21 protein-coding genes and 1 pseudogene are annotated in these 21,133 nt (G+C 67.5%); 15 read left to right on the forward strand and 7 right to left on the reverse strand.

What is annotated here, in order from left to right; translation table 11 throughout:
- Window positions 1-15: 15 nt before the first annotated feature.
- The 3 genes and pseudogenes from AU188_RS23880 (at window position 16) to AU188_RS25905 (ending at window position 1,294) form a co-directional block, all read left to right on the forward strand.
- Complete coding sequence (locus tag AU188_RS23880) at window positions 16-414, forward strand: phage holin family protein (protein ID WP_059166099.1); 399 nt, start codon at window positions 16-18, stop codon at window positions 412-414.
- A 16-nt stretch (window positions 415-430) separates the two neighbouring features.
- Window positions 431-673: pseudogene (locus AU188_RS25900) on the forward strand (DNA-formamidopyrimidine glycosylase family protein); the annotation flags it as partial.
- A 153-nt stretch (window positions 674-826) separates the two neighbouring features.
- The gene (locus tag AU188_RS25905) at window positions 827-1,294 is read left to right on the forward strand and encodes a zinc finger domain-containing protein (RefSeq protein WP_286137665.1); all 468 of its coding nucleotides are present in this window, start codon (window positions 827-829) and stop codon (window positions 1,292-1,294) included.
- On the opposite strand, the gene AU188_RS23890 is transcribed toward AU188_RS25905, so the two are convergent.
- The gene (locus AU188_RS23890; RefSeq protein WP_156426805.1) at window positions 1,287-1,853 is read right to left on the reverse strand and encodes a chorismate mutase; all 567 of its coding nucleotides are present in this window, start codon (window positions 1,851-1,853) and stop codon (window positions 1,287-1,289) included. The two genes, AU188_RS25905 and AU188_RS23890, sit on opposite strands and share 8 nt — an antisense overlap.
- Before the next feature lie 43 nt (window positions 1,854-1,896).
- Between AU188_RS23890 and AU188_RS23895 the strand changes: the two genes are divergently transcribed.
- The 3 genes from AU188_RS23895 to AU188_RS23905 all read left to right on the forward strand — a co-directional run bounded on the left by AU188_RS23895 (window position 1,897) and on the right by AU188_RS23905 (window position 4,129).
- Window positions 1,897-2,646, forward strand: a complete 750-nt coding sequence (locus tag AU188_RS23895; protein ID WP_059165961.1) for an SDR family oxidoreductase — start codon at window positions 1,897-1,899, stop codon at window positions 2,644-2,646.
- A gap of 69 nt (window positions 2,647-2,715) precedes the next feature.
- Window positions 2,716-3,705 carry an SDR family NAD(P)-dependent oxidoreductase gene (locus AU188_RS23900; protein WP_059166100.1) on the forward strand — a complete coding sequence of 330 codons (990 nt, stop codon included), beginning with the start codon at window positions 2,716-2,718 and terminating at the stop codon, window positions 3,703-3,705.
- A 46-nt stretch (window positions 3,706-3,751) separates the two neighbouring features.
- Window positions 3,752-4,129: a hypothetical protein gene (locus tag AU188_RS23905; RefSeq protein WP_059165962.1), complete on the forward strand. Its 378-nt coding sequence runs from the start codon at window positions 3,752-3,754 to the stop codon at window positions 4,127-4,129.
- 82 nt (window positions 4,130-4,211) lie between these two features.
- Here the strand turns inward: AU188_RS23905 and AU188_RS23910 are convergent, their stop codons facing one another.
- Complete coding sequence (locus AU188_RS23910; protein ID WP_059165963.1) at window positions 4,212-4,613, reverse strand: hypothetical protein; 402 nt, start codon at window positions 4,611-4,613, stop codon at window positions 4,212-4,214.
- 135 nt (window positions 4,614-4,748) lie between these two features.
- On the opposite strand from AU188_RS23910, the gene AU188_RS23915 reads away from it, so the two are divergent.
- Both AU188_RS23915 and AU188_RS23920 read left to right on the forward strand, forming a co-directional pair.
- Complete coding sequence (locus tag AU188_RS23915; RefSeq protein ID WP_059165964.1) at window positions 4,749-5,060, forward strand: helix-turn-helix transcriptional regulator; 312 nt, start codon at window positions 4,749-4,751, stop codon at window positions 5,058-5,060.
- The gene (locus AU188_RS23920; protein WP_059165965.1) at window positions 5,035-5,580 is read left to right on the forward strand and encodes a hypothetical protein; all 546 of its coding nucleotides are present in this window, start codon (window positions 5,035-5,037) and stop codon (window positions 5,578-5,580) included. The genes AU188_RS23915 and AU188_RS23920 overlap by 26 nt, the downstream gene beginning before the upstream one ends.
- A 4-nt stretch (window positions 5,581-5,584) precedes the next feature.
- Here AU188_RS23920 and pgi read toward each other — a convergent pair whose 3' ends face one another.
- A complete protein-coding gene (gene pgi, locus AU188_RS23925) occupies window positions 5,585-7,243 on the reverse strand; it encodes a glucose-6-phosphate isomerase (protein WP_059166101.1) in 1,659 nt (552 codons plus the stop codon).
- A gap of 127 nt (window positions 7,244-7,370) precedes the next feature.
- On the opposite strand from pgi, the gene AU188_RS23930 reads away from it, so the two are divergent.
- Both AU188_RS23930 and AU188_RS23935 read left to right on the forward strand, forming a co-directional pair.
- Window positions 7,371-8,819 carry an NAD-dependent succinate-semialdehyde dehydrogenase gene (locus AU188_RS23930; protein WP_059165966.1) on the forward strand — a complete coding sequence of 483 codons (1,449 nt, stop codon included), beginning with the start codon at window positions 7,371-7,373 and terminating at the stop codon, window positions 8,817-8,819.
- Between the two features lie 100 nt (window positions 8,820-8,919).
- Window positions 8,920-10,875 carry an SGNH/GDSL hydrolase family protein gene (locus AU188_RS23935; protein WP_156426814.1) on the forward strand — a complete coding sequence of 652 codons (1,956 nt, stop codon included), beginning with the start codon at window positions 8,920-8,922 and terminating at the stop codon, window positions 10,873-10,875.
- A gap of 60 nt (window positions 10,876-10,935) precedes the next feature.
- Here AU188_RS23935 and AU188_RS23940 read toward each other — a convergent pair whose 3' ends face one another.
- Entirely contained in the window at window positions 10,936-11,256 is a 321-nt protein-coding gene (locus AU188_RS23940) for a chorismate mutase (RefSeq protein WP_286137659.1), read from the reverse strand.
- Window positions 11,257-11,459: 203 nt separating this feature from the next.
- Between AU188_RS23940 and pcrA the strand changes: the two genes are divergently transcribed.
- Window positions 11,460-13,775 (forward strand): DNA helicase PcrA, encoded by a 2,316-nt coding sequence (gene pcrA / locus AU188_RS23945; RefSeq protein WP_059166103.1) that lies wholly within the window; start codon window positions 11,460-11,462, stop codon window positions 13,773-13,775.
- On the opposite strand, the gene AU188_RS23950 is transcribed toward pcrA, so the two are convergent.
- Together AU188_RS23950 and AU188_RS23955 are read right to left on the reverse strand one after the other, a co-directional pair.
- Window positions 13,772-14,383 (reverse strand): hypothetical protein, encoded by a 612-nt coding sequence (locus tag AU188_RS23950; RefSeq protein WP_059165968.1) that lies wholly within the window; start codon window positions 14,381-14,383, stop codon window positions 13,772-13,774. The genes pcrA and AU188_RS23950 overlap by 4 nt on opposite strands.
- 9 nt (window positions 14,384-14,392) lie before the next feature.
- Window positions 14,393-15,457: a M23 family metallopeptidase gene (locus AU188_RS23955; RefSeq protein ID WP_059165969.1), complete on the reverse strand. Its 1,065-nt coding sequence runs from the start codon at window positions 15,455-15,457 to the stop codon at window positions 14,393-14,395.
- Between the two features lie 270 nt (window positions 15,458-15,727).
- On the opposite strand from AU188_RS23955, the gene sucC reads away from it, so the two are divergent.
- The 4 genes from sucC to modA all read left to right on the forward strand — a co-directional run bounded on the left by sucC (window position 15,728) and on the right by modA (window position 20,196).
- Window positions 15,728-16,894: an ADP-forming succinate--CoA ligase subunit beta gene (gene sucC, locus AU188_RS23960; RefSeq protein WP_059165970.1), complete on the forward strand. Its 1,167-nt coding sequence runs from the start codon at window positions 15,728-15,730 to the stop codon at window positions 16,892-16,894.
- 13 nt (window positions 16,895-16,907) lie between these two features.
- Complete coding sequence (gene sucD / locus AU188_RS23965; protein ID WP_059165971.1) at window positions 16,908-17,810, forward strand: succinate--CoA ligase subunit alpha; 903 nt, start codon at window positions 16,908-16,910, stop codon at window positions 17,808-17,810.
- 102 nt (window positions 17,811-17,912) lie between these two features.
- Window positions 17,913-19,439, forward strand: coding sequence for an acetyl-CoA acetyltransferase (locus tag AU188_RS23970; RefSeq protein ID WP_059165972.1), 1,527 nt, complete (start codon window positions 17,913-17,915; stop codon window positions 19,437-19,439).
- A gap of 34 nt (window positions 19,440-19,473) precedes the next feature.
- Window positions 19,474-20,196 (forward strand): molybdate ABC transporter substrate-binding protein, encoded by a 723-nt coding sequence (gene modA, locus AU188_RS23975; RefSeq protein WP_059166104.1) that lies wholly within the window; start codon window positions 19,474-19,476, stop codon window positions 20,194-20,196.
- Here the strand turns inward: modA and AU188_RS23980 are convergent, their stop codons facing one another.
- Window positions 20,197-21,045 carry an LLM class F420-dependent oxidoreductase gene (locus AU188_RS23980; RefSeq protein ID WP_059165973.1) on the reverse strand — a complete coding sequence of 283 codons (849 nt, stop codon included), beginning with the start codon at window positions 21,043-21,045 and terminating at the stop codon, window positions 20,197-20,199. It abuts the gene before it with no gap.
- Between the last annotated feature and the right edge of the window lie 88 nt (window positions 21,046-21,133).

Below are 21,133 nucleotides of genomic sequence, written 5' to 3' on the forward strand. Positions count from 1 at the left end.
GGCAAGATCGCCGGCATGGTGTCGTTTGTTGTCCGCGCCGCGCTGACCGGCGTTGCGCTGTGGGTGGTGACGCTGATCGTGCCCGGCATCCGCTTCGTCGGCGGGGATTCCGCACTGGCGGAGGTCGGCATCATCTTCGTCGTGGCGGTGATCTTCGGCGTGGTCAACGCGGTGATCAAGCCGATCGTGCAGATCATCTCGATCCCGCTCTACATCGTCACGCTCGGCCTGTTCCACATCGTCATCAACGCGCTGATGCTGTGGATAACGTCGTGGATCACCGAGCACACCACGCACTGGGGCCTGTACATCGACGACTTCTGGTGGACGGCGATCTGGGCGGCGATCGTGCTGTCGGTCGTGAGCTGGCTGCTGTCGCTGATCACCGGTGGCGCTAACCGCGCGCGCGATTGAGCGGCACACTGGAGCCATGCCGGAACTGCCCGAAGTCGAAGCGCTCGCCGATCACCTTCGCCGCCATGCCGTCGGACACCCGATCGGCCGCGTCGACGTGTCGGCGTTCTCGGTGCTCAAGACATTCGACCCACCGGTCACCGCGCTGCACGGGCGGACGGTCACCGACGCCAACCGCTGGGGCAAGTATCTCGGCCTGCAGGCCGGCGACCTGTACCTGATCGCCCACCTGTCGCGCGCGGGCTGGTTGCGGTGGTCGGACAAGCTGGCGGCCGCACCGTTGAAGCCCGGGAAGGGGCCGATCGCGCTCCGCGTTCATCTCGGAACACCCGGTGAGGCAGCGGGTTTCGACTTGACCGAGGCCGGCACGCAGAAACGGCTTGCGGTGTGGCTCGTCGACGATCCGGCCAAGGTGCCCGGCATCGCGGCGCTGGGCTCCGACGCATTGTCGTTGAGCCCCGACGATCTCGCCGGAGTACTGGCGGGCAACAGCGGGCGGATCAAGACCGTGATCACCGACCAGAAGGTGATCGCAGGCATCGGCAACGCCTACAGCGACGAGATTCTGCACGTCGCGCGGATCTCTCCGTTCGCGACGGCGGGCAAGCTCACCGATGCGCAGCTGGCCGCGCTGCACGACGCGATGATCGGTGTCCTCACCGACGCCGTGCAGCGGTCGGTCGGTCAGCAGGCGGCAACGCTCAAGGGGGAGAAGCGCTCCGGCTTGCGGGTACATGCCCGCACCGGTCTGCCCTGTCCGGTCTGCGGGGACACCGTGCGCGAAGTGTCGTTCGCGGACAAGTCTTTCCAGTACTGCCCGACCTGCCAGACGGGCGGCAAGGTACTGGCCGATCGTCGGATGTCGCGACTGCTCAAGTGATCCGGCAGTAAGCGCGGGTGGCCGCCGAGAGCGCCTGCCGGTAGAGGGGGTCGAGCTGACGGGCATTGGCCACGGCGTCCGTCGCATCCTTGCGCGTGCGCATGCAGTCCGGGCTGTGAAGCGTATTCCACTGCAGTGCAATCTCTTCGACCATGATCTTGTTGAGCCCGTCGATCTGCGATCGCAACTCGGACAGTTCGGGCGCCGCGGTGGGTGCGGACGTGGGGTCGAACTTCCACTGGCCGAAGCGGGTGTACTGGATGCCCTCGGTGGCGTCGATCTGGTCGGTGAAGATCGTTCGCACGTAGGCCGGGTCGACGGCGTGCGCGGCGGCGTCGGCGGCGACGGTGTCGAGGACCGCGTCGGCGCGCTGCCGGTCGGTGATCGGCCCACCGTTGATCCATTTGGCTGCCGCGACCGGGTCCGCGGTGGCCAGCCGCTGCGCCGCCGTGTCCACCAGCCGGTACAGCGGGCTGACTGGCTGGGCGTGCGCGACCGGCAGTGAGATCGCGACAAGCAACGTCACCAGCGCCGACGTCGTCATCCGAGGGGCAACCATGCGTCCATCATCGACCTCGATCGCGCTCGCTTAGTCTGTCGGGGTGACTCGGCAGAAGATCTTGGTCACCGGCGCGAGCTCCGGCCTGGGCGCCGGCATGGCCCGCGCGTTCGCCGCCAAGGGCCGCGATCTCGCGCTGTGTGCCCGCCGCGTCGACCGGCTCGACGAGCTCAAGGCCGAACTGCTCGAGCGTCATCCCGGAATCGAAGTCGCCGTCGCCGCGCTCGACGTCAACGATCATGACCAGGTGCCGAAGGTGTTCGGTGAGCTGGCCGACGAACTCGGCGGCATCGACCGCGTCATCGTCAACGCGGGCGTCGGCAAGGGCGCGCCGCTGGGGTCGGGCAAGCTGTGGGCGAACAAGGTCACCATTGAAACCAATCTCGTTGCCGCACTGGTGCAGATCGAGACAGCGCTCGAGATGTTCAAGCAAACGGGCGGCGGCCACCTGGTGCTCGTTTCCTCGGTGCTCGGCAACAAAGGCGTTCCGGGGGTGAAGGCGGCCTACGCCGCGAGCAAGGCGGGGGTGTCGTCGCTCGGTGAGTCGTTGCGCGCGGAGTACGCACGTGGGCCCATTAAGGTCACGGTCCTCGAGCCCGGTTACATCGAATCGGAGATGACGGCGAAGGCCGAGTCGACGGCGTTGATGGTGGACAACGAAACCGGTGTGCGCGCGATGGTGGCCGTCATCGAGCGGGAGAGTGGACGCGCGGCGGTGCCGTGGTGGCCATGGGCGCCGCTGGTTCAGCTGATGCGGGTGCTGCCGCCGCGGCTCATCAAGCCGTTCGCCTGAGGCGGCGAAACCGTGTAGAGACCAGCGCCACCGGGTAGCCCGCAGCGCTAGTTCCCCATGGAGGTTTCGATGAGAGTGTTGCTGACGGGTGGCACCGGGTTCGTTGGAGCATGGACGGCCAAGGCGGCGGCCGAGGCGGGTCATCACGTGCGGTTCCTGGTCCGTGATCCGGCGCGGTTGGCGACCAGCGCCGCGCAGATCGGCGTCGACACCGACGACTACGCCATCGGCGACATTGCCGACGCCGATGCGACGGCCGCGGCGATGGACGGCTGCGACGCCGTGATTCATTCCGCGGCAATGGTTTCCATGGATCCACGGCAGGCCGACAGGATGCTGCAGACCAATCTCGCCGGCGCCCGCAACGTGCTTGGCGCGGCGGTTTTGCGCGGCCTCGATCCGATCGTCCACGTATCCAGCTTCACCGCACTGTTCCGTCCCGGCCTCGACGTGCTCCACGCCGATCTTCCGGTGGTCGGTGGGACCGACGGCTACGGGAAGTCCAAGGCGGAGGTGGAGAAGTACGCACGAGGACTACAGGATGCGGGTGCCCCGGTGAACATCACGTACCCGGGCATGGTGCTCGGGCCGCCGGCGGGAAACCAGTTCGGCGAAGCGGCCGAAGGCGTTGAGGCGGCCGTGAAGATGCGTGGGGTGCCAGGCCGCGGTGCCGCCTGGATTGTGGTCGACGTCCGCGATCTGGCTGCGCTGCACGCCGCGCTACTCGAACCCGGCAAGGGGCCACGTCGATACATGGCAGGCGGCAAGCGCGTCGGGATCGCCGATCTGGCGTCGACGATCGGCCGCGCAGCGAACCGGTCGCTTCGGGTGTACCCAGTGCCGGATACGTTGCTGCGCAACCTCGGAAGGGTGGTCGACGTGGCCGGGGCCTATCTGCCGTTCGACGCGCCGGTGACCGGGGCGGCGATGCAGTACTACACCCAGATGCCGTCGTCTGACGATTCACCCAGCGAGATCGAACTCACCATCACTTACCGGGACCCGCAGGAGACGCTGGCGGACACCGTCGCCGGGCTGAGGCAGGTCGGCAGGTTGTAGGTCGTTCGCAGGTTTAAGCAATCGGGCGTCGTGGTAGCCAAATCCCATGATCGAAAAACTGACGAAGATGACGCCCCTGTTGTTCTCGGGCGCTGCGGCAGTCGCGATCGCCGTCGCGCCGATCGCCGGTGCGCAACCGGCACCCCCGCCGTGTCTCAACGCTGACGGCACTCCGTGTGCCGGCATCGGCAACGTCGAGGCCGGTCCCGGTGGTGGTGCGCAAGTGAATGTTCCGAACGGCCCGCAGGGCACCGCTGACGGAGGCGGCGCTGCAGGTGTGATCCCCGGTGGCCCCGAAGGCTCGGCGGGCCCCGGTGGCGCGAGCGGTTCGCTGGCCCCGAACGGACCCGGCGGCACGGCCGGACCCGGCGGTGCGAGCGGATGCCTGCCGAATGTCGGCTGCGTGAACATCCCGGCTCCGTAACCACCATCCTTCAGCCGCGCGGTGCACGCTTCTCGGTGAGCGTGCGCCGCGTTGTGCTGAACAACCTGTGTCGCATTGGGTTTCAGCCAACGGCCTCCGTGCGATCGGCGACCAGGCGGCGCGCCACGAACCCGAACACCAAAACAGATGCAGCAGGAGCGCCGAAAAGCACGATCGCCAGCAATATCCCGGACGCCGTGCCGCTCAACGCGGTGGCAAACGCGAACACCGCCACGACCCATGACACCGCGCACGTCAACACCGTGACCACGATCGCCACCGCCAGGGCACGCCGCACTCCATAAGCCGGAAATCCAGAGAGTGCCAAGATCAACAGGACTGGTACGCCCAGGATGGCCGCCGCCACCCACATCCCCGAAAGCGTTCCCAACTCCCTGGCCGCCGGCATTATCAAACAGGCTGCGGCCACCGCGGCGAGCACGATGCCGACCGCCGCGATGGCACGCGCATTGGTTTCTCGCATACGTTCGGTGTGCCCACTACGTCGTCCGGACAATCGCAGCGCCCGCTCCAGAGCCGCACGTTGGGCTCGCCTCAGCGGACCGCTGAGCGATAGGTCTGCTTGACAGATCGTTGGGTTTTCCTAACACTGTGTTGTGTGAGTCCGGTGAGACGGGGCGATTCGCTGCCCATCCACAACCGCATCGGCGTCCTACGCGCCGAGCGGCGGATGACGCGGGCTGAACTCGCGGCTCTGATCGACGTGAACCCGCAGACCGTCGGCGCGCTCGAACGCGGCGACCACTATCCGAGCCTGGACCTGGCATTTCGGATCTGCGACGTGTTCGGCCTGCCCGTCGAGGCGGTGTTCTCCCGCACGGAGTTCACGCCGCTGTCCATCGAGCTCTACCGGAGGAACCCGCGCGCGCAAGGAGGCGACTCAGATGTCCCCATCGACCCGGCAGGCTGACCGAACGCTCATCGACCGTTACCAGGACTACCGGACTAGGCGGTTCCTCAAGCATGAGCGGACCTATGCCCACTCGCTTCCGAGGTGGCGCACCCAGTCCCGACGCCGGATTCTCGTGGTCGGTCTCGGGCTCACCTTCGCGTTCATGTTCGCAGTCAGTGTCCTGTCCGCGTTCGGATTATGGTGGGCGCCGTTGTTGTGGTTGGTCGCATGTCTGTTCTTCTTCCCGCTGTGGATCATGCTGCAGATCGTGTCGGGCAGGCAGGGTGACGCCCCGGAGGCGGCCCTCGACGAGTACGAGGTACAGCAGCGCAACAGTGCCCGCTCGATCGGCCTGACCATCACCCAGAACCTGATGCTGATTCCGATCGGCTACCTGCTCGTCGCATCAATTTACTTGCGCGACACCGACACCGATGTGGCCTATGCGGGTGCGCTGATGTCGCTGGCCGTGCTGGTGTTCGGCGGTTGCGCGCCGGCGATGATCCTCGGCTGGAGTCGCCCGGACCCCGACGCCTAGATCGCTAGGCGCTGCGGCCGCGTTCGGCGCGGTAGTGCCGCACCAGCGCGTCGGTCGAGCTGTCCGATTGTTCGGCGGGGGAGTCGTCATTGGTGATGACCGGCAGCAGCGCCTTGGCTTGCGTCTTACCGAGTTCGACTCCCCACTGGTCGAACGAGTCGATGCCCCAAATGACGCCTTCGGTGAACACCTGGTGTTCGTAGAGCGCGATCAACTGGCCGAGCACCGATGGCGTCAACTTGGTGGCCAGGATCGACGTGGTCGGCCGGTTGCCCGGCATCACCTTGTGCGGCACCACATTCGGTGGCGTTCCCTCGGCGGCGATCTCCTCGGCCGTCTTGCCGAATGCGAGCACCTGCGTCTGGGCGAAGAAGTTGCTCATCAGCAGGTCGTGCATGCTGCCGCGGCCGTCGGCGGTCGGCAGGTCGTCGGTGGGTTGGGAGAATCCGATGAAGTCGGCCGGCACCAGCCGCGTGCCCTGGTGCAACAGTTGGTAGAACGCGTGCTGGCCATTGGTTCCCGGCTCGCCCCAGAAGATCTCGCCGGTGCTCGTGGTGACCGGTGACCCGTCGGCACGCACCGACTTGCCGTTGGACTCCATCGTCAGCTGCTGAAGATATGCCGCGAACCGCGCCAGGTCGTTCGAATACGGCAGCACGGCACGGGTTTCCGCGCCGAAGAACTCGTTGTACCAGAGCCCGATCAGCCCGAGCAGCACCGGCAGGTTCGACTCCAACGGCGCGGTGCGGAAGTGCTCGTCGACGATGTGGAAGCCGGACAGTAACTCGGCGAACCGTTCGCGGCCGATGACCGCCATCACACTCAAACCGATTGCGCTGTCGACGGAATAGCGCCCGCCCACCCAGTCCCAGAAGCCGAACATGTTCTCGGTGTTGATGCCGAAATCGTCGACCAGCTTCTTGTTCGTCGACACCGCGACGAAGTGCTTGGCCACCGCCGCGTCACCGAGCGCGTCGGTGAGCCACCGTCGCGCCGCCGTCGCGTTGGTCAGCGTCTCCAGGGTGGAGAACGTCTTCGACGCGACGATGAAAAGCGTTGTCGCCGGGTCGAGTCCGTCGAGCTTGGCCACCAGGTCCGCCGGGTCGACATTGGACACGAACCGCGCCGAGATGCCCGCGTCGGCGTAATGGCGCAGCGCGAGCGTGACCATCGCCGGCCCGAGGTCCGAGCCGCCGATGCCGATGTTGACGACGGTCTTGATCGGCTGGCCCGTCGCCCCGGTCCACTCGCCGCTGCGCAACCGGTCGGTGAAGTCGCCCATCTTGTCGAGCACCGCGTGCACGTCGGCGACGACGTCTCGACCGTCGACGGACAGTTCGGCCCCGCGGGGCAACCGCAGCGCGGTGTGCAGCACGGCTCGGTCCTCGGAGGTGTTGATGTGCACGCCGGAGAACATCGCGTCGCGCCGCTGTTCGAGGCCCGCGGCACGGGCCAGGTCGACCAGCAGCGCGAGCGTCTCACGGGTGACGCGGTGCTTGCTGTAGTCGATGTAGAGGTCGCCGACCGTCGTCGCCAACTCGGTGCCGCGAGCCGGATCCTCGGCGAAGAACTCGCGCAGATGCTTGCTGCCGATCTCGTCGTGATGCCGTTGCAGGGCCTGCCATGCCGGGGTCGAGGCGATATCGGGAATCTCGGCGCTCATGGGCACGACCTTAGTGCCGGCAGGCAACCGCGAACGTGCGCTCACTGCGAAGATCGCGCCGAATTTTCGCCGTGACCGCACGTTCGGCGGGGGTGAATGATCGGCTCCGAAGGTGTAATCAAGAACTATGGATACCGCGAAGCTGCTGTCGTCAGTTCCCACCGGACTGTGGATCGGCGGTGAAGAACGCCAGGGCTCCTCGACGTTCGATGTGCTCGACCCGTCCGACGACCAGGTGCTCACTTCGGTCGCCAACGCAGGAGCCGAGGACGCGGTCGCCGCGCTCGACGTCGCCTGCGGCGTGCAGGCCGAGTGGGCGGCCACCGCCCCGCGCGAGCGCGGCGAGATCCTGCGCGCGGTCTTCGACACGATCACCGAACGCGCCGAGGACATCGCCACGCTGATGACCCTCGAGATGGGCAAGGTGCTGCGCGAGAGCATGGGCGAGGTCACCTACGGCGGCGAGTTCTTCCGCTGGTTCGCCGAGGAGGCCGTGCGCATCGCGGGCCGCTACACCCCGAGCCCGGCGGGCAGCGGCCGCGTTCTGGTCACCAAGCAGCCGGTCGGCCCGTGCTACGCGATCACGCCGTGGAACTTTCCGCTGGCGATGGGGACCCGCAAGATCGGCCCGGCGCTCGCCGCCGGCTGCACGATGATCGTCAAACCTGCGCAGGAGACGCCGCTGACCATGCTGCTGCTGGCCAAGCTGATGGACGACGCGGGTCTGCCCAAGGGTGTGCTGTCGGTGCTGCCGACGAACAGCCCGAAAGACGTCACCGCCGCGCTGATCGACGACGGCCGGCTGCGCAAGCTGACCTTCACCGGCTCCACCGGCGTCGGCAGGGCGCTGGTCAAGCAGTCGGCCGACAAGCTGCTGCGGACCTCGATGGAACTCGGCGGCAATGCGCCGTTCGTGGTGTTCGACGACGCCGACATCGACGCCGCTGTCGACGGCGCGATCCTGGCCAAGATGCGCAACGGCGGCGAAGCGTGTACGGCGGCCAACCGCTTCCACGTCGCGAACCCGGTGCGCGAGGAGTTCACCGAGAAGCTGGTCAAGCGGATGAGCGAGTTCACGCTCGGCAAGGGTCTCGACGAGTCGGCGACGCTGGGACCGTTGATCAACGCCAAGCAGGTCGGCACCGTCACCGAACTGGTGGACGACGCGGTGTCGCGCGGTGCGACCGTCGCCGTCGGCGGCGAGGCCCCCGGCGGGCCCGGCAACTTCTACCCGGCGACGGTGCTCACCGATGTCCCCGCCGACGCCCGCATTCTCAAGGAGGAGGTGTTCGGCCCCGTCGCGCCGATCACCGGCTTCGACACCGAGGAGGAGGGCATCGCCGCGGCCAACGACACCGAGTACGGCCTGGCGGCCTACATCTACACCAGGTCGCTGGACCGCGCGCTGCGCGTCGCCGAGGGCATCGAGTCCGGCATGGTCGGCGTCAACCGCGGCGTGATCTCCGATCCGGCGGCGCCGTTCGGCGGTGTCAAGGAATCCGGCTTCGGTCGCGAGGGCGGCTTCGAAGGCATCGACGAGTACCTCGAGATCAAGTACATCGCGCTGACGAAGTAGGCCGACACGCCGCCGCGCCTGCACCCCCGCGTCCGTCGGCGCAGGCAAGATTTCGCAAGTGAATGCGCGTCGCACTGTCGCGCCCGCTGATCGCCGCTCGCTGTCCGACACTCGCTCCTCGCGTGCGCATCGGCGTGGCGAGATTCCCGCCCTCGACGGCATCCGCGCCGTCGCTGTCGCACTGGTGCTCGCCGACCACGGCGGCATCCCGGGCGTCTCCGGCGGCTTCCTCGGCGTCGACGTCTTCTTCGTGCTGAGCGGCTTCCTGATCACTTCGCTGCTGCTCGACGAGCATGCCCGGACCGGCCGAATCCGGCTGCGCGACTTCTGGATTCGCCGGGCCCGCCGATTGCTGCCCGCGCTCCTGGTCATGGTGCTCGCAGTGGTGGCGGCGCGGGACCTCTTCTCGACGGAGGCGATCACGGCGCTGCGCGACGACGCCGTCGCGTCGTTCTTCTGGGTGGCCAACTGGGCGTTCGTCGCCCAGCGCACCGACTACTTCGCCGTGGGCGCACCGCCGTCGCCGCTGCAGCACACCTGGTCGTTGGCGGTTGAAGAGCAGTACTACCTGCTGTGGCCGTTGCTGCTGATCGCGGTCGGGTTCGTGTTCTGCCGGCGCGACCGGCTGCACCTACGGTGGGTGGTGTTCGCCCTGGCCACCGTCGGCGCGATCGCGTCGGCGGCGGCGGCGATCGTGTTCGTCGACGGCGGATCGCTCAACCGCATCTACTTCGGCACCGACACCCGCGCACAGGCGTTGCTCGTCGGCGCCGCAGCGGCCGCCCTGCTGGTGCGGGACTGGACGACGGTGACCATGGCCGGGCCGGTGATCCGGACGCGGTGGCTGCGGTGGGCCGCCCGCATCCTGTCCGTCGTCGGCATCGCGGTACTCGCCTTCGCCGTGCACACCGCGACCGGCAGCGTCGGCGACTTCCGCGCCGGCCTGCTGATCGTCGTGGCGCTCGCGGCGGGGCTGGTGATCGGGGCGGTCGCAATGGACCAGGACGGACCCGCCGCGCGGATGCTGGCGTGGCGGCCGCTGGTCTGGCTGGGGGCGATCTCCTACGGCGTCTACCTGTGGCACTGGCCCATCTTTTTGGTGGTCAACGGCGAACGCACCGGATGGTCCGGTTGGTCGTTGTTCGCCCTGCGGTGCGCGGCGACACTCGGGGTGGCGGCGCTGTCGTGGTGGCTGCTGGAACAGCCCATCCGACGCTGGCGGCCGGTGATCGTGCCGATGCTGCCGCTGGCCGGGGCGACGGCTGCCACCGCCGCGGTAATCACGATGACCGTGCTGCCGGTCGGCGTGCCGTCCGCGCCGGTGCAGGATTCGCGCATCGACTCCGCCGCGCTGGTCGCACCGGAGATTCCGGTCGCGGTGCAGCGCCCCGTCGCCCACGAGCCGGGCACCAGGACCGTCGCGGTGTTCGGCGACTCGGTGGCGTGGACGGTGATGCGCTACCTGCCCGAAACGCCGGGCCTGGTGTTCACCGACTACACGACGATCGGATGCGGCATCGCGCGCGGCGGGCCGTACCGGTACGTCGGGCAGACGCTGAACCAGAAACCCGAATGCGACTCGTGGCCGAGCAGGTGGGCACAGCGCATCAAACACGACCGCCCCGACGTGGTGCTGCTGATCGTCGGCCGCTGGGAGGTCGTGGACCGGATGAACGAAGGCCGTTGGACGCACATCGGCGAGCCGGCCTACGACGCCTATCTGCGGGCCGAACTCAATCGCGCGCTCGACATCCTGTCCTCGACCGGCGCACGCGTCGTCGTCACCACCGAGCCCTACAATCGGCGCGCCGAGAAGCCGGACGGCAGCCTCTACCCGGAGGACGACCCGGATCGCACCGACGATTGGAACGCCTTGCTGCGCAGCGCCGTCAAGTACCGGCAGAACGTCTCGGTGCTCGACCTGAACCGCAAGCTGGGCCCGAACGGGGGCTACACCAATCGAATCGACGGCATCCGGATCCGCAGCGACGGCGTCCATCCGACGCCCGAAGCGGTGGAGTGGCTGACGCCGTGGCTGACCGATGCGCTGCGCTAGTGATTTCGGTGTCGCCAGTTGCGGTCAGCGCAACCAACTACACCGAAATCACCCGAGAGGTCAGTGGCCGAGGCGACCGCGGCCCAGGCGCAGCAACAGCATCGCGAGGTCCTTGCCGTCGGGGCCGAGTTCGCTGTAGCGCTCGATCACCTTCATCTCGCGGCTGTGCACCAGGCGCGTTCCGCCGGACGCCATCCGGGCCTGGCCGATCAATTTGGACACCTCGGTGCGGCGCTTCACGGCCGCGAGGATCTCGGCGTCGAGCCGGTCGATCTCCTGGCGCAGGTCATCGATATCGGGCACGGTCTCGGTTTCGGTCGTCATGGGATTTCTCACCGCTCTCGTTGTGTGGGTCTGGTCTCGTCCGGTCCTGGGCCTCACACAAGAGGCGTGCCGCGGATCGCCGAAGCGGACCGCGGCGGCTCTCGGGAAGCAGCTAGACCCCCGCGGATCGGTACCCGCGGGAAAATCGCTGTTTGCTGAGCACGAGACAAAGTGTGCCACCAACAGCCCTGCCAGCGCAAAGCTCGTTACGCGGTTCGACCGCGGGGATGTCCCTGCGCAGCGGTAAGTTCGGTGGTGACATGACCCAGATGAACCTGGCCACCGAAACCGACCAACTGCTCGACGGGCTCAACCCGCAGCAGCGCGAGGCCGTCCTGCACCAGGGCTCGCCGCTGCTCATCGTTGCCGGTGCCGGCTCCGGCAAGACCGCGGTGCTCACCCGCCGGATCGCCTACCTGCTGGCGGCCCGCGACGTCGGCGTCGGACAGGTGCTGGCCATCACGTTCACCAACAAGGCCGCCGCCGAGATGCGCGAGCGGGTGGTGGCCATGGTGGGTCCCAAGGCCAGGAACATGTGGATTTCCACCTTCCACTCCTCATGCGTACGGATCCTGCGCAACCAGGCCTCGTTGATCAAAGGCCTGAACTCGAACTTCTCGATCTACGACGCCGACGACTCGCGGCGCCTGCTGCTGATGATCGGCAAGGACATGGGGCTGGACACCAAGCGGTACTCGCCGCGGCTGCTGTCCAACGGCATCTCAAACCACAAGAACGAGCTGATCGGCCCGGAACAGGCGGCGGCCGAGGCGTCGGAGGCCGGCGAGGAGCTGCCCGGCATCATCGCCGAGGTCTACGCCGAGTACCAGCGACGCCTGCGCGCGGCCAACGCGCTCGACTTCGACGACCTGATCGGCGAGACAGTCGCTGTGCTGCAAGCGTTTCCGCAGATCGCGCAGTACTACCGGCGACGGTTCCGGCACATCCTGGTCGACGAGTACCAGGACACCAACCACGCCCAGTACGTGCTGGTGCGCGAGCTGGTAGGGACGGCTGCCTCGCAAGGCGATCCAGCCGGGGTGGCGCCGGCCGAACTGTGCGTGGTGGGCGATGCCGACCAGTCGATCTACGCGTTCCGCGGTGCGACGATCCGCAACATCGAGGACTTCGAACGCGATTTCCCCAATGCCACAACGATTCTGCTCGAACAGAATTACCGCTCGACGCAGAACATCTTGAACGCGGCGAACTCGGTGATCTCGCGCAACACCGGCCGCCGGGAGAAGCGGCTGTGGACCGACGAGGGCGACGGCGAGCTGATCGTCGGCTACGTCGCCGACAACGAGCACGACGAGGCGCGCTTCGTCGCTCAGGAGATCGACGCGCTCGCCGAGGACGGATACTCGTACAACGACTTCGCGGTGTTCTACCGCACCAACAACTCGTCGCGCGCGCTCGAAGAGGTCTTCATCCGCGCCGGCATCCCGTACAAGGTCGTCGGCGGCGTTCGCTTCTACGAGCGCCGGGAGATCCGCGACATCGTCGCCTACCTGCGGGTGCTGGACAATCCCGGCGACTCGGTGAGCATGCGTCGCATCCTCAACACGCCCCGGCGCGGCATCGGTGACCGCGCCGAAGCGTGTGTGGCGGTGTACTCCGAGAACACCGGCCTCAGCTTCAACGACGCGCTGCAGGCGGCCGCCGAGGGCAAGGTACCGATGCTCAACACCCGTGCGGAGAAGTGTATTTCGGCGTTTGTGGACATGCTCGACGACCTGCGTGGCCGTCTCGACGGTGAGCTCGGTGAGCTCGTGGAGGCGGTGCTCGACCGCACCGGCTACCGCGCCGAACTCGAGTCGTCCAGCGATCCGCAGGATCTCGCGCGGCTCGACAACCTCAACGAGTTGGTCAGCGTCGCACACGAATTCAGCACCGATCTGGCCAACGCGCAGGCACTCGACGAGGATGAGCCCGTCGATGAGGACATCCCCGACACGGGGGTGCTGGCGCAGTTCCTGGAGCGGGTGTCGCTGGTGGCCGACGCCGACGAACTGCCCGAGCACGGCGCCGGAGTCGTCACGATGATGACGTTGCACACCGCCAAGGGCCTCGAGTTCCCGGTGGTGTTCGTGACCGGTTGGGAGGACGGCATGTTCCCACACATGCGGGCGCTCGGCGATCCCACCGAGTTGTCCGAGGAGCGCCGCTTGGCCTACGTCGGCATCACCCGGGCGCGACAGCGGCTCTACCTCAGCCGGGCCAAGGTCCGCTCGTCGTGGGGTCAGCCGATGCTCAACCCGGAATCCCGCTTCCTCAAGGAGATTCCGCAACACCTCATCGACTGGCGGCGCACCGACCCGACACCGTCGTTCAGCGCGCCGGTGAGCGGCGCGGGCCGGTTCGGCTCTCCGCGACCGTCGCCGACGCGGTCGGGAGCGGGTAAGCGGCCGTTGCTGGTGCTCGAGCCCGGCGACCGGGTCACCCACGACAAGTACGGGTTGGGCCGGGTCGAGGAGGTCACCGGCGTGGGCGAGTCGGCGATGTCGCTCATCGACTTCGGCAGCTCCGGTCGCGTCAAGCTGATGCACAACCACGCGCCGATCAGCAAGCTTTAGCCGGAGCGCTCCCAGCGGCCCGTCGCGGGCAGCGCCGCGAGCACGATGCTGGCCAGCGGCAGCACCGGGATGGCGTACACCGCGGCGGGCAGCTTGGCCCCGGCGACGAACAGGCTGGAGAAGATCAGCAGCGCCACCACCGCCCCCACGACGATCAGCCACCGGCTGACCCAGCGGCGCAACAGCAGCCCGATCAGCCCGGCGATGAGGGCGGCCGCAGAGATCGCGGTCAGGAAGCCGACCGCGACGCAGAACAGGCGATCGGTGCGCCACCAGCCGGTGATCAGATCGGTGGCGATGACGGCGGTGGCCCAGCCGGTCAGGATGCTCACGGCCGCCGCGGCGATCGCGGGCTTCGGACTGGCCGGCGGGGGCTCGGCGGGGGACACGGTGACCGGCCGGGCCCGGGGCACGAAGCTTGTCTGCGGCTCGGCCTCGGCGACCGGAATCGCCCCGGTGGGGTGGCGGCGGATGATGGTGGTCTGCGGGTCCTGACCGGTGGGAATCTCGCCCGTCGGATGGCGGCGGATGATGCCCGTCTCAGCGTTCGACGGGGTGCGCCGCGGAGGTTCTGCCTGTCCCTCGTCGGGATCGTCGTCGCCGGCCACCTGGCCAGACTAGTTGGACGGGTTCAGCCCGCGCTTGGCCAGCCAACCCACCGGGTCGACGCGGTCGGTTCCGTTCAGGTGCACCTCGAAGTGCAGGTGCGGTCCGGTCGAGTTGCCGGTGTTGCCCATCTTGGCGATCTGGTCACCGGCCCACACCCGCTGTCCGACCTCGACCTCCCACGCGCTGAGGTGGCCGTACAGCGTCACGGTGCCGTCGGCGTGGCGCAGCTTGACCATGTTGCCGTAACCGGCATACGGGCCCGCGGAAACGACCACGCCGTCGGACGCGGCGAGGACGGGTGTGCCGATCGAGTTGGCGATGTCGATCCCGGCGTGCAGTGCGCCCCAGCGATAGCCGAAGCCCGACGTCCACACGCCCCTGGTGGGCATCACGAACATCGGCCGCTGCAGGCGTGCTTCGCGTTCGGCGCGCTCCTGAGCGAACGCCGCGGCCTTCTGGATCTCCTCGGTGTGCAGTGCCGAGCTGGCGGCGGGCGTGACGGCGACGATCTGCATGCCGTCCGTCGTGCCGCTGACCGTATTCGCCAGGGCGTCCTGGTCGACGGCGAGCACGGTCTGTGACGATGACTCCTGCGCGGCGTCGGCCATCGAGTACGCCCCCGCGGCGGTCGCGCCGACCGCCATCGCGGCGACCATCAGCCGGCCCTTCACCGGGATCTCTTGCTTGCGGTGCTGGCCTGCGCGGCCGCCGATCTTGATCACGTCGGTGGCGGCCATGCCGTCGCTGGTGTCGGTGTTGCTGTCGCGGTAGGCGTGCGAGCGGCGAGCGTGGCGCGGCCCGGCCTGGAACTCCGAGGGCACCGCCAGCCGCAGCGGTACGAGATCGTCGGTGTCGTTCAGATCGTCGAGCTCGGGGGCGTGGATGACTTGTGCTTCGCGGTCGAACGCGCTGTTCTCACGGAAGTCGGCGTCGGCTCCCAACTCGGGCAAGCCGCCGAACTCGTTGAACGGAATGATGTCGGTGACTTCGGCGGGGGATTCGCTTACGCGGCCGTCTATTTGCCGATTCGTCGATGATCTGCGGTGAGATCCAGACGAACGGTGCGCAGCCAACGTGAAGGGTCCTTGTTTGTCGTGAAGCTTGCCGTGATCGAAACGTTATCGAAGCCAGAGGCACGTTAACCAAATCCCAATGAAGGCTGCAACCTGTGCGGCTATTCCGCGAGCGAATGTGACTTGTATCACTGGGATCAGGCGGTGAGATCTGCCACATGGGAGGTGGGCGGTGCCAACGCGTTCCGCGGGTGTGGATAAAGTTCCCCCGAGCCTTCGGCCCAACAACTCCGCAATCGACGCGCTAGAGACAGGGACGTTCCAAAGCCAATGGACCTCTTCGAATACCAGGCGAAAGAGCTCTTCGCCAAGCACAACGTACCGACCACACCGGGTCGGGTGACCGACACCGCCGAGGACGCCAAGGCGATCGCCGAGGAGATCGGCAAACCCGTCATGGTCAAGGCACAGGTCAAGACCGGCGGCCGCGGCAAGGCCGGCGGCGTGAAGTACGCGGCTACCGCCGACGACGCGTTCACCCACGCGCAGAACATCCTCGGTCTCGACATCAAAGGCCACATCGTCAAGAAGTTGCTGGTCTCCGAGGCCAGCGACATCGCCGAGGAGTACTACATCTCGTTCCTGCTCGACCGCGCCAACCGCACCTACCTCGCGATGTGCTCGGTCGAGGGCGGCATGGAGATCGAAGAGGTCGCCGCCACCAAGCCGGACCGGTTGGCCAGGGTGCCCGTAGACGCCACCAAGGGCGTCGACGAGGCGTTCGCGCGTGAGATCGCCGAGAAGGGTCACCTGCCCGCCGAGGTGCTCGACGCCGCCGCGGTGACGATCGCCAAGCTGTGGGAGGTGTTCGTCAAAGAAGACGCCACGCTGGTCGAGGTGAACCCGCTGGTGCGCACTCCTGACGATCAGATCCTGGCGCTGGACGGCAAGGTCACGCTCGACGGCAACGCCGACTTCCGCCATCCCGAGCATGCCGAGTTCGAGGACCGTGACGCCACCGACCCGCTGGAGCTCAAGGCCAAGGAGCACGACCTCAACTACGTCAAGCTCGACGGTCAGGTCGGAATCATCGGCAACGGTGCGGGCCTGGTGATGTCGACGCTGGACGTGGTCGCCTATGCGGGCGAGAAGCACGGCGGCGTGAAACCGGCCAACTTCCTCGACATCGGCGGCGGCGCCTCGGCCGAGGTGATGGCCGCGGGTCTGGACGTGATCCTGCACGATGCGCAGGTCAAGAGCGTGTTCGTCAATGTGTTCGGCGGCATCACCTCCTGTGACGCGGTCGCCAACGGCATCGTCAACGCGTTGAAGATCCTCGGCGACGAGGCCAACAAGCCGCTCGTGGTCCGACTCGACGGCAACAACGTCGAAGAAGGCCGTCGCATCCTGGCTGAGGCCAACCACCCGTTGGTGACCGAACTGGGCACGATGGACGAAGCCGCCGACAAAGCCGCCGAGCTGGCGAACAAGTCTTAAGGAGAGATGACCCATGTCGATTTTTCTGAACAAGGACTCCAAGGTCATCGTCCAGGGCATCACCGGTGGCGAGGGCACCAAGCACACCGCGCTGATGCTCAAGGCGGGCACCCAGTTGGTCGGCGGGGTCAACGCCCGCAAGGCCGGCACGACGGTGTCGCACGTCGACAAGGACGGTAAGGATGTCGAGCTGCCGGTGTTCGGCTCGGTCGCGGAGGCGATGAAGGAGACCGGCGCCGACGTGTCGGTGGTGTTCGTGCCGCCGAAGTTCGCCAAGGACGCGATCATCGAGGCAATCGATGCGGAGATCCCGCTGCTGGTCGTCATCACCGAGGGAATTCCGGTGCAGGACACGGCATATGCGTGGGCCTATAACGTCGAAAAGGGTCAGAAGACTCGCATCATCGGCCCCAACTGCCCGGGCATCATCACCCCCGGCGAGGCGCTGGCCGGCATCACGCCCGCCAACATCACCGGCCCGGGACCGGTCGGGCTGGTGTCCAAGTCGGGCACGCTGACTTACCAGATGATGTTCGAACTGGGCGATCTGGGCTTTTCGACCTCGATCGGTATCGGCGGTGACCCGGTCATCGGCACCACGCACATCGACGCGATCGAAGCGTTCGAGAAGGATCCTGACACCAAGATCATCGTGATGATCGGTGAGATCGGCGGCGACGCCGAGGAGAGGGCCGCCGACTACATCAAGGCCAACGTGAGCAAGCCGGTCGTCGGCTACGTCGCGGGCTTCACCGCGCCCGAGGGCAAGACCATGGGTCACGCCGGCGCGATCGTGTCCGGGTCGTCCGGTACCGCGCAGGCCAAGAAGGAAGCGCTGGAGGCCGCGGGGGTGAAGGTCGGCAAGACGCCGTCGGAGACCGCGCGCCTGGCCCGGGAGATCCTGCAGGGCATGTAGCCCGGTAGCCCTACTACTTCTGCCGCGAGTGACCGTGTTTGTACAGCGACATGCCGATGTGAAGCGTGCAAACGCGGTCGCTCGGCGGCAGCGAGGTCTGTAATGGTCGATCCCCGGACCCCGGTCATCGTCGGCGTGGGGCAGTTCACCGAGCGGATCGACGATCCCGACTACCGGGGCATGTCGGCGGTCGACCTCGCCACCGAGGCGGTGCGCGCCGCGCTGACCGACACCGGGGTAGAGGTCACCACGGCCGCGAAGGCGATCGACACGGTGTACGGCTTGCGCCAGTTCGAGATCTCCGGGCCGATGCCCGCGACGCTGGGAAAGTCGAACAACTATCCGCGTTCGGTGATGCGGCGGGTCGGCGGCGATCCCGCGCGAGTGGTGCTCGAACCGGTCGGCGGGCAGGGTCCGCAGAAGCTCGTCACCGAGGCCGGAAACGCCATTGCGGCGGGTGAATTCGACGTGGCGATGGTGATCGGCTCGGAGCCGGGGTCGACGGCGCGCTACTTCGCGAACCGGGACGAGAAGCCGGACTTCACCGAACACGTCGACGGCCAACTCGAGGACCGGGGACATCAGATCCACCAGTACTTCACCGAGTACACAGCCTCGCACGGATTGACCGGCGCGGCAGTGCAATACGGCCTGCTGGACAACGCGCGGCGCCGCCGGCTCGGACTGGGTGTCGCCGAGTACCGGCGGGAGATGGCCGAGTTGTTCGCGCCGCTGTCGAAAGTGGCCGCCAAGAACCCGTTTTCGTCATCGCCGGTCGAGCGCTCGGTCGACGAGATCGTCACCGTCACCGACGACAACCGGATGATCTGCGACCCATATCCCCGCCTGCTGGTGGCACGCGATCAGGTCAACCAGGGCGCGGCCGCGATCATGATGTCGGTGGCGGCCGCCCGGGGTCTCGGGGTGCCCGAGGAGAAGTGGATGTATCTGCACGGCCACTCGGACATGACCGAGCAAGGGCTGCTGGACCGCGTCGACCTCGGCGCGAGCCCCGCGGCCGTGCACGCCGCGCGAGAAGCCCTGCGGGTGGCGGGAATCGGAGTCGACGACCTCGCGACCCTCGACCTGTACAGCTGTTTCCCGTTCCCGGTCTTCGTGATCTGTGAAGCGCTGGGCATCGACGCCGGCGACCCGCGTGGCCTGACGGTGACCGGCGGCCTGCCCTACTTCGGCGGGCCGGGCAACAGCTATTCGCTGCACGCCATCGCCGAAACGGTCACCCAATTACGCGACATCCCCGGTCGATTCGGCTTTGTGGGCGCCAACGGCGGCACGATGAGCAAGTACTCGGTCGGCATCTACTCGACGCTTCCCGCCGATTGGCGGATCGACCGCAGCGCAGAGCTGAACGCGGAAGTCGCTGCGCTGCCGACGGTTCCGGTCACCGAGCGCCCCGAGGGTCGCGCCACCATCGAGACCTACTCGGTGCGGTACGACTGGCCGGTGCGCACCGGGATCATCGTCGGCAGGCTCGATTCGGACGACTCGCGGTTCCTGGCCATCTCCGAGGACGACGACCTCGTCGCGCTGATGTCCGACGGCGACCCACTCGGGGCGACGATCACGGTGCGCCCGACCGACAAGGTCAACCGCGCGAGTCTGGCCTGACCGCAGAAGGGCAGCCGTGAAACCACTCGCGCTTCTGGCCGCGCTGCTCACGCTGGCCACCGCGTGTGCGGACCAGACATCACAGGACACGCTGACGGTGTTCGCCGCAGCGTCGCTGAAGAGCGTGTTCACCGAGATCGGCGAGCAATTCGAGGCGGACAACCCCGGCGCCCGAGTGGAGTTCGCGTTCGCCGGATCGTCCGACCTCGTCACGCAGCTCACCCAGGGTGCGCGCGCCGACGTGTTCGCCTCCGCGGACACCAGGAACATGGACAAGGCCGCGACGGCGGGACTGCTGGCCGGTGACCCGGTGAACTTCGCGTCGAACACGCTGACCATCGCGGTACGCCCGGGAAACCCCAAACACATCAACGCATTACGTGACCTGACGCGGCCCGGGGTCAGCACCGTCGTGTGTGCACCGCAGGTCCCGTGCGGCTCGGCGACGCAGAAGGTCCAGCAGGCCGCGGGCGTCGAACTGTCGCCGGTCAGCGAGGAGTCGTCGGTCACCGACGTCCTCAACAAGGTCACCAGCGGCCAGGCCGACGCCGGGATCGTCTACGTCACCGACGTCCGGGACGCAGGCGCCGACGTCACCGCGGTTGGGTTGCCCGAAGCCGCCGACGCGGTCAACGTCTATCCCATTGCGACGCTGAAGGATTCGTCCCGGCCCGACCTGGCACGGAAATTCGTCGACGCGGTGACCGGCGAGGCGGGGCAGAAGGTGCTCGGCGCAGCGGGCTTCGGCAAGCCCTGATCACACCAGCGCGGCCAGCTTGCCCGCCAGGCGCTCGACGTAGGCGGCGACGTCGTCGGCGGACTTGTCGGGAAGCCCGAACAGCACCTCGGTGACACCGAGATCGGCCCAGCGCGCCAGCTTTTCGGGATCCGGCTTGAAATCCAACGCGACGATCTGCGGCGCCCCCTCGCGACCCGCGGCCGCCCAGGTGTCCTGCAGCAGCTTCACCGGCTCGTCGATGTCGAAGTCGCGCGGCGTGGTGATCCAGCCGTCCGCGGACCGGGCGATCCACTTGAAGTTCTTCTCCGTGCCCGCGGCGCCGACGAGGACCGGGATGTGCGACTGCACGGGCTTGGGCCACGCCCAGCTGGGTCCGAAGTTGACGAACTCGCCGTCGTAGGACGCTTCCTCCTCGGTCCACAGCGCCCGCATCGCTTCCAGATATTCGCGCAGCATGGTGCGCCGCCGACCGGGCGGCACGTTGTGGTCGGCCAGTTCGTCGGTGTTCCAGCCGAACCCCACACCGAGGCTGACGCGGCCGCCCGACAGGTGGTCGAGCGTGGCGATCGACTTCGCCAGCGTGATCGGGTCGTGTTCGACCGGCAGCGCCACCGCCGTCGACAGTCGAACGCGCGAGGTCACCGCCGCCGCGGTGCCGAGGCTGACCCAGGGGTCCAGGGTGCGCATGTAGCGGTCGTCGGGCAGCGACTCGTCGCCCGTCGTGGGGTGCGCCGCCTGCCGCTTGATCGGGATGTGGGTGTGCTCAGGCACGTAGAACGTGGTGAAGCCGTGATCGTCGGCCAGCTTGGCGGCCGAGGCGGGAGTGATCCCGCGGTCACTGGTGAACAGCACGAGCCCGTAGTCCATGCCCGAATTAGAACGTGTTCTAGTCAGAAGGGCAAGCGCAAAGTCGGAGACGAATGGTCCCGGCGATCGGGCGAACCGGTGCCGGTCT

Source organism: Mycobacterium sp. IS-3022, assembly GCF_001500065.1.
Lineage (GTDB): Bacteria > Actinomycetota > Actinomycetes > Mycobacteriales > Mycobacteriaceae > Mycobacterium.

Bases quoted from the DNA above. Each gene is read 5' to 3' on its own strand.
- AU188_RS23880 (WP_059166099.1), top strand. From the start codon at position 16: ATGGTGTCGTTTGTTGTCCGCGCCGCGCTGACCGGCGTTGCGCTGTGG.
- AU188_RS23890 (WP_156426805.1), bottom strand. From the start codon at position 1,853: ATGGTTGCCCCTCGGATGACGACGTCGGCGCTGGTGACGTTGCTTGTC.
- AU188_RS23900 (WP_059166100.1), top strand. From the start codon at position 2,716: ATGAGAGTGTTGCTGACGGGTGGCACCGGGTTCGTTGGAGCATGGACG.
- AU188_RS23905 (WP_059165962.1), top strand. From the start codon at position 3,752: ATGATCGAAAAACTGACGAAGATGACGCCCCTGTTGTTCTCGGGCGCT.
- AU188_RS23910 (WP_059165963.1), bottom strand. From the start codon at position 4,613: ATGCGAGAAACCAATGCGCGTGCCATCGCGGCGGTCGGCATCGTGCTC.
- AU188_RS23920 (WP_059165965.1), top strand. From the start codon at position 5,035: ATGTCCCCATCGACCCGGCAGGCTGACCGAACGCTCATCGACCGTTAC.
- pgi (WP_059166101.1), bottom strand. From the start codon at position 7,243: ATGAGCGCCGAGATTCCCGATATCGCCTCGACCCCGGCATGGCAGGCC.
- AU188_RS23930 (WP_059165966.1), top strand. From the start codon at position 7,371: ATGGATACCGCGAAGCTGCTGTCGTCAGTTCCCACCGGACTGTGGATC.
- pcrA (WP_059166103.1), top strand. From the start codon at position 11,460: ATGACCCAGATGAACCTGGCCACCGAAACCGACCAACTGCTCGACGGG.
- sucC (WP_059165970.1), top strand. From the start codon at position 15,728: ATGGACCTCTTCGAATACCAGGCGAAAGAGCTCTTCGCCAAGCACAAC.
- sucD (WP_059165971.1), top strand. From the start codon at position 16,908: ATGTCGATTTTTCTGAACAAGGACTCCAAGGTCATCGTCCAGGGCATC.
- AU188_RS23970 (WP_059165972.1), top strand. From the start codon at position 17,913: ATGGTCGATCCCCGGACCCCGGTCATCGTCGGCGTGGGGCAGTTCACC.
- AU188_RS23980 (WP_059165973.1), bottom strand. From the start codon at position 21,045: ATGGACTACGGGCTCGTGCTGTTCACCAGTGACCGCGGGATCACTCCC.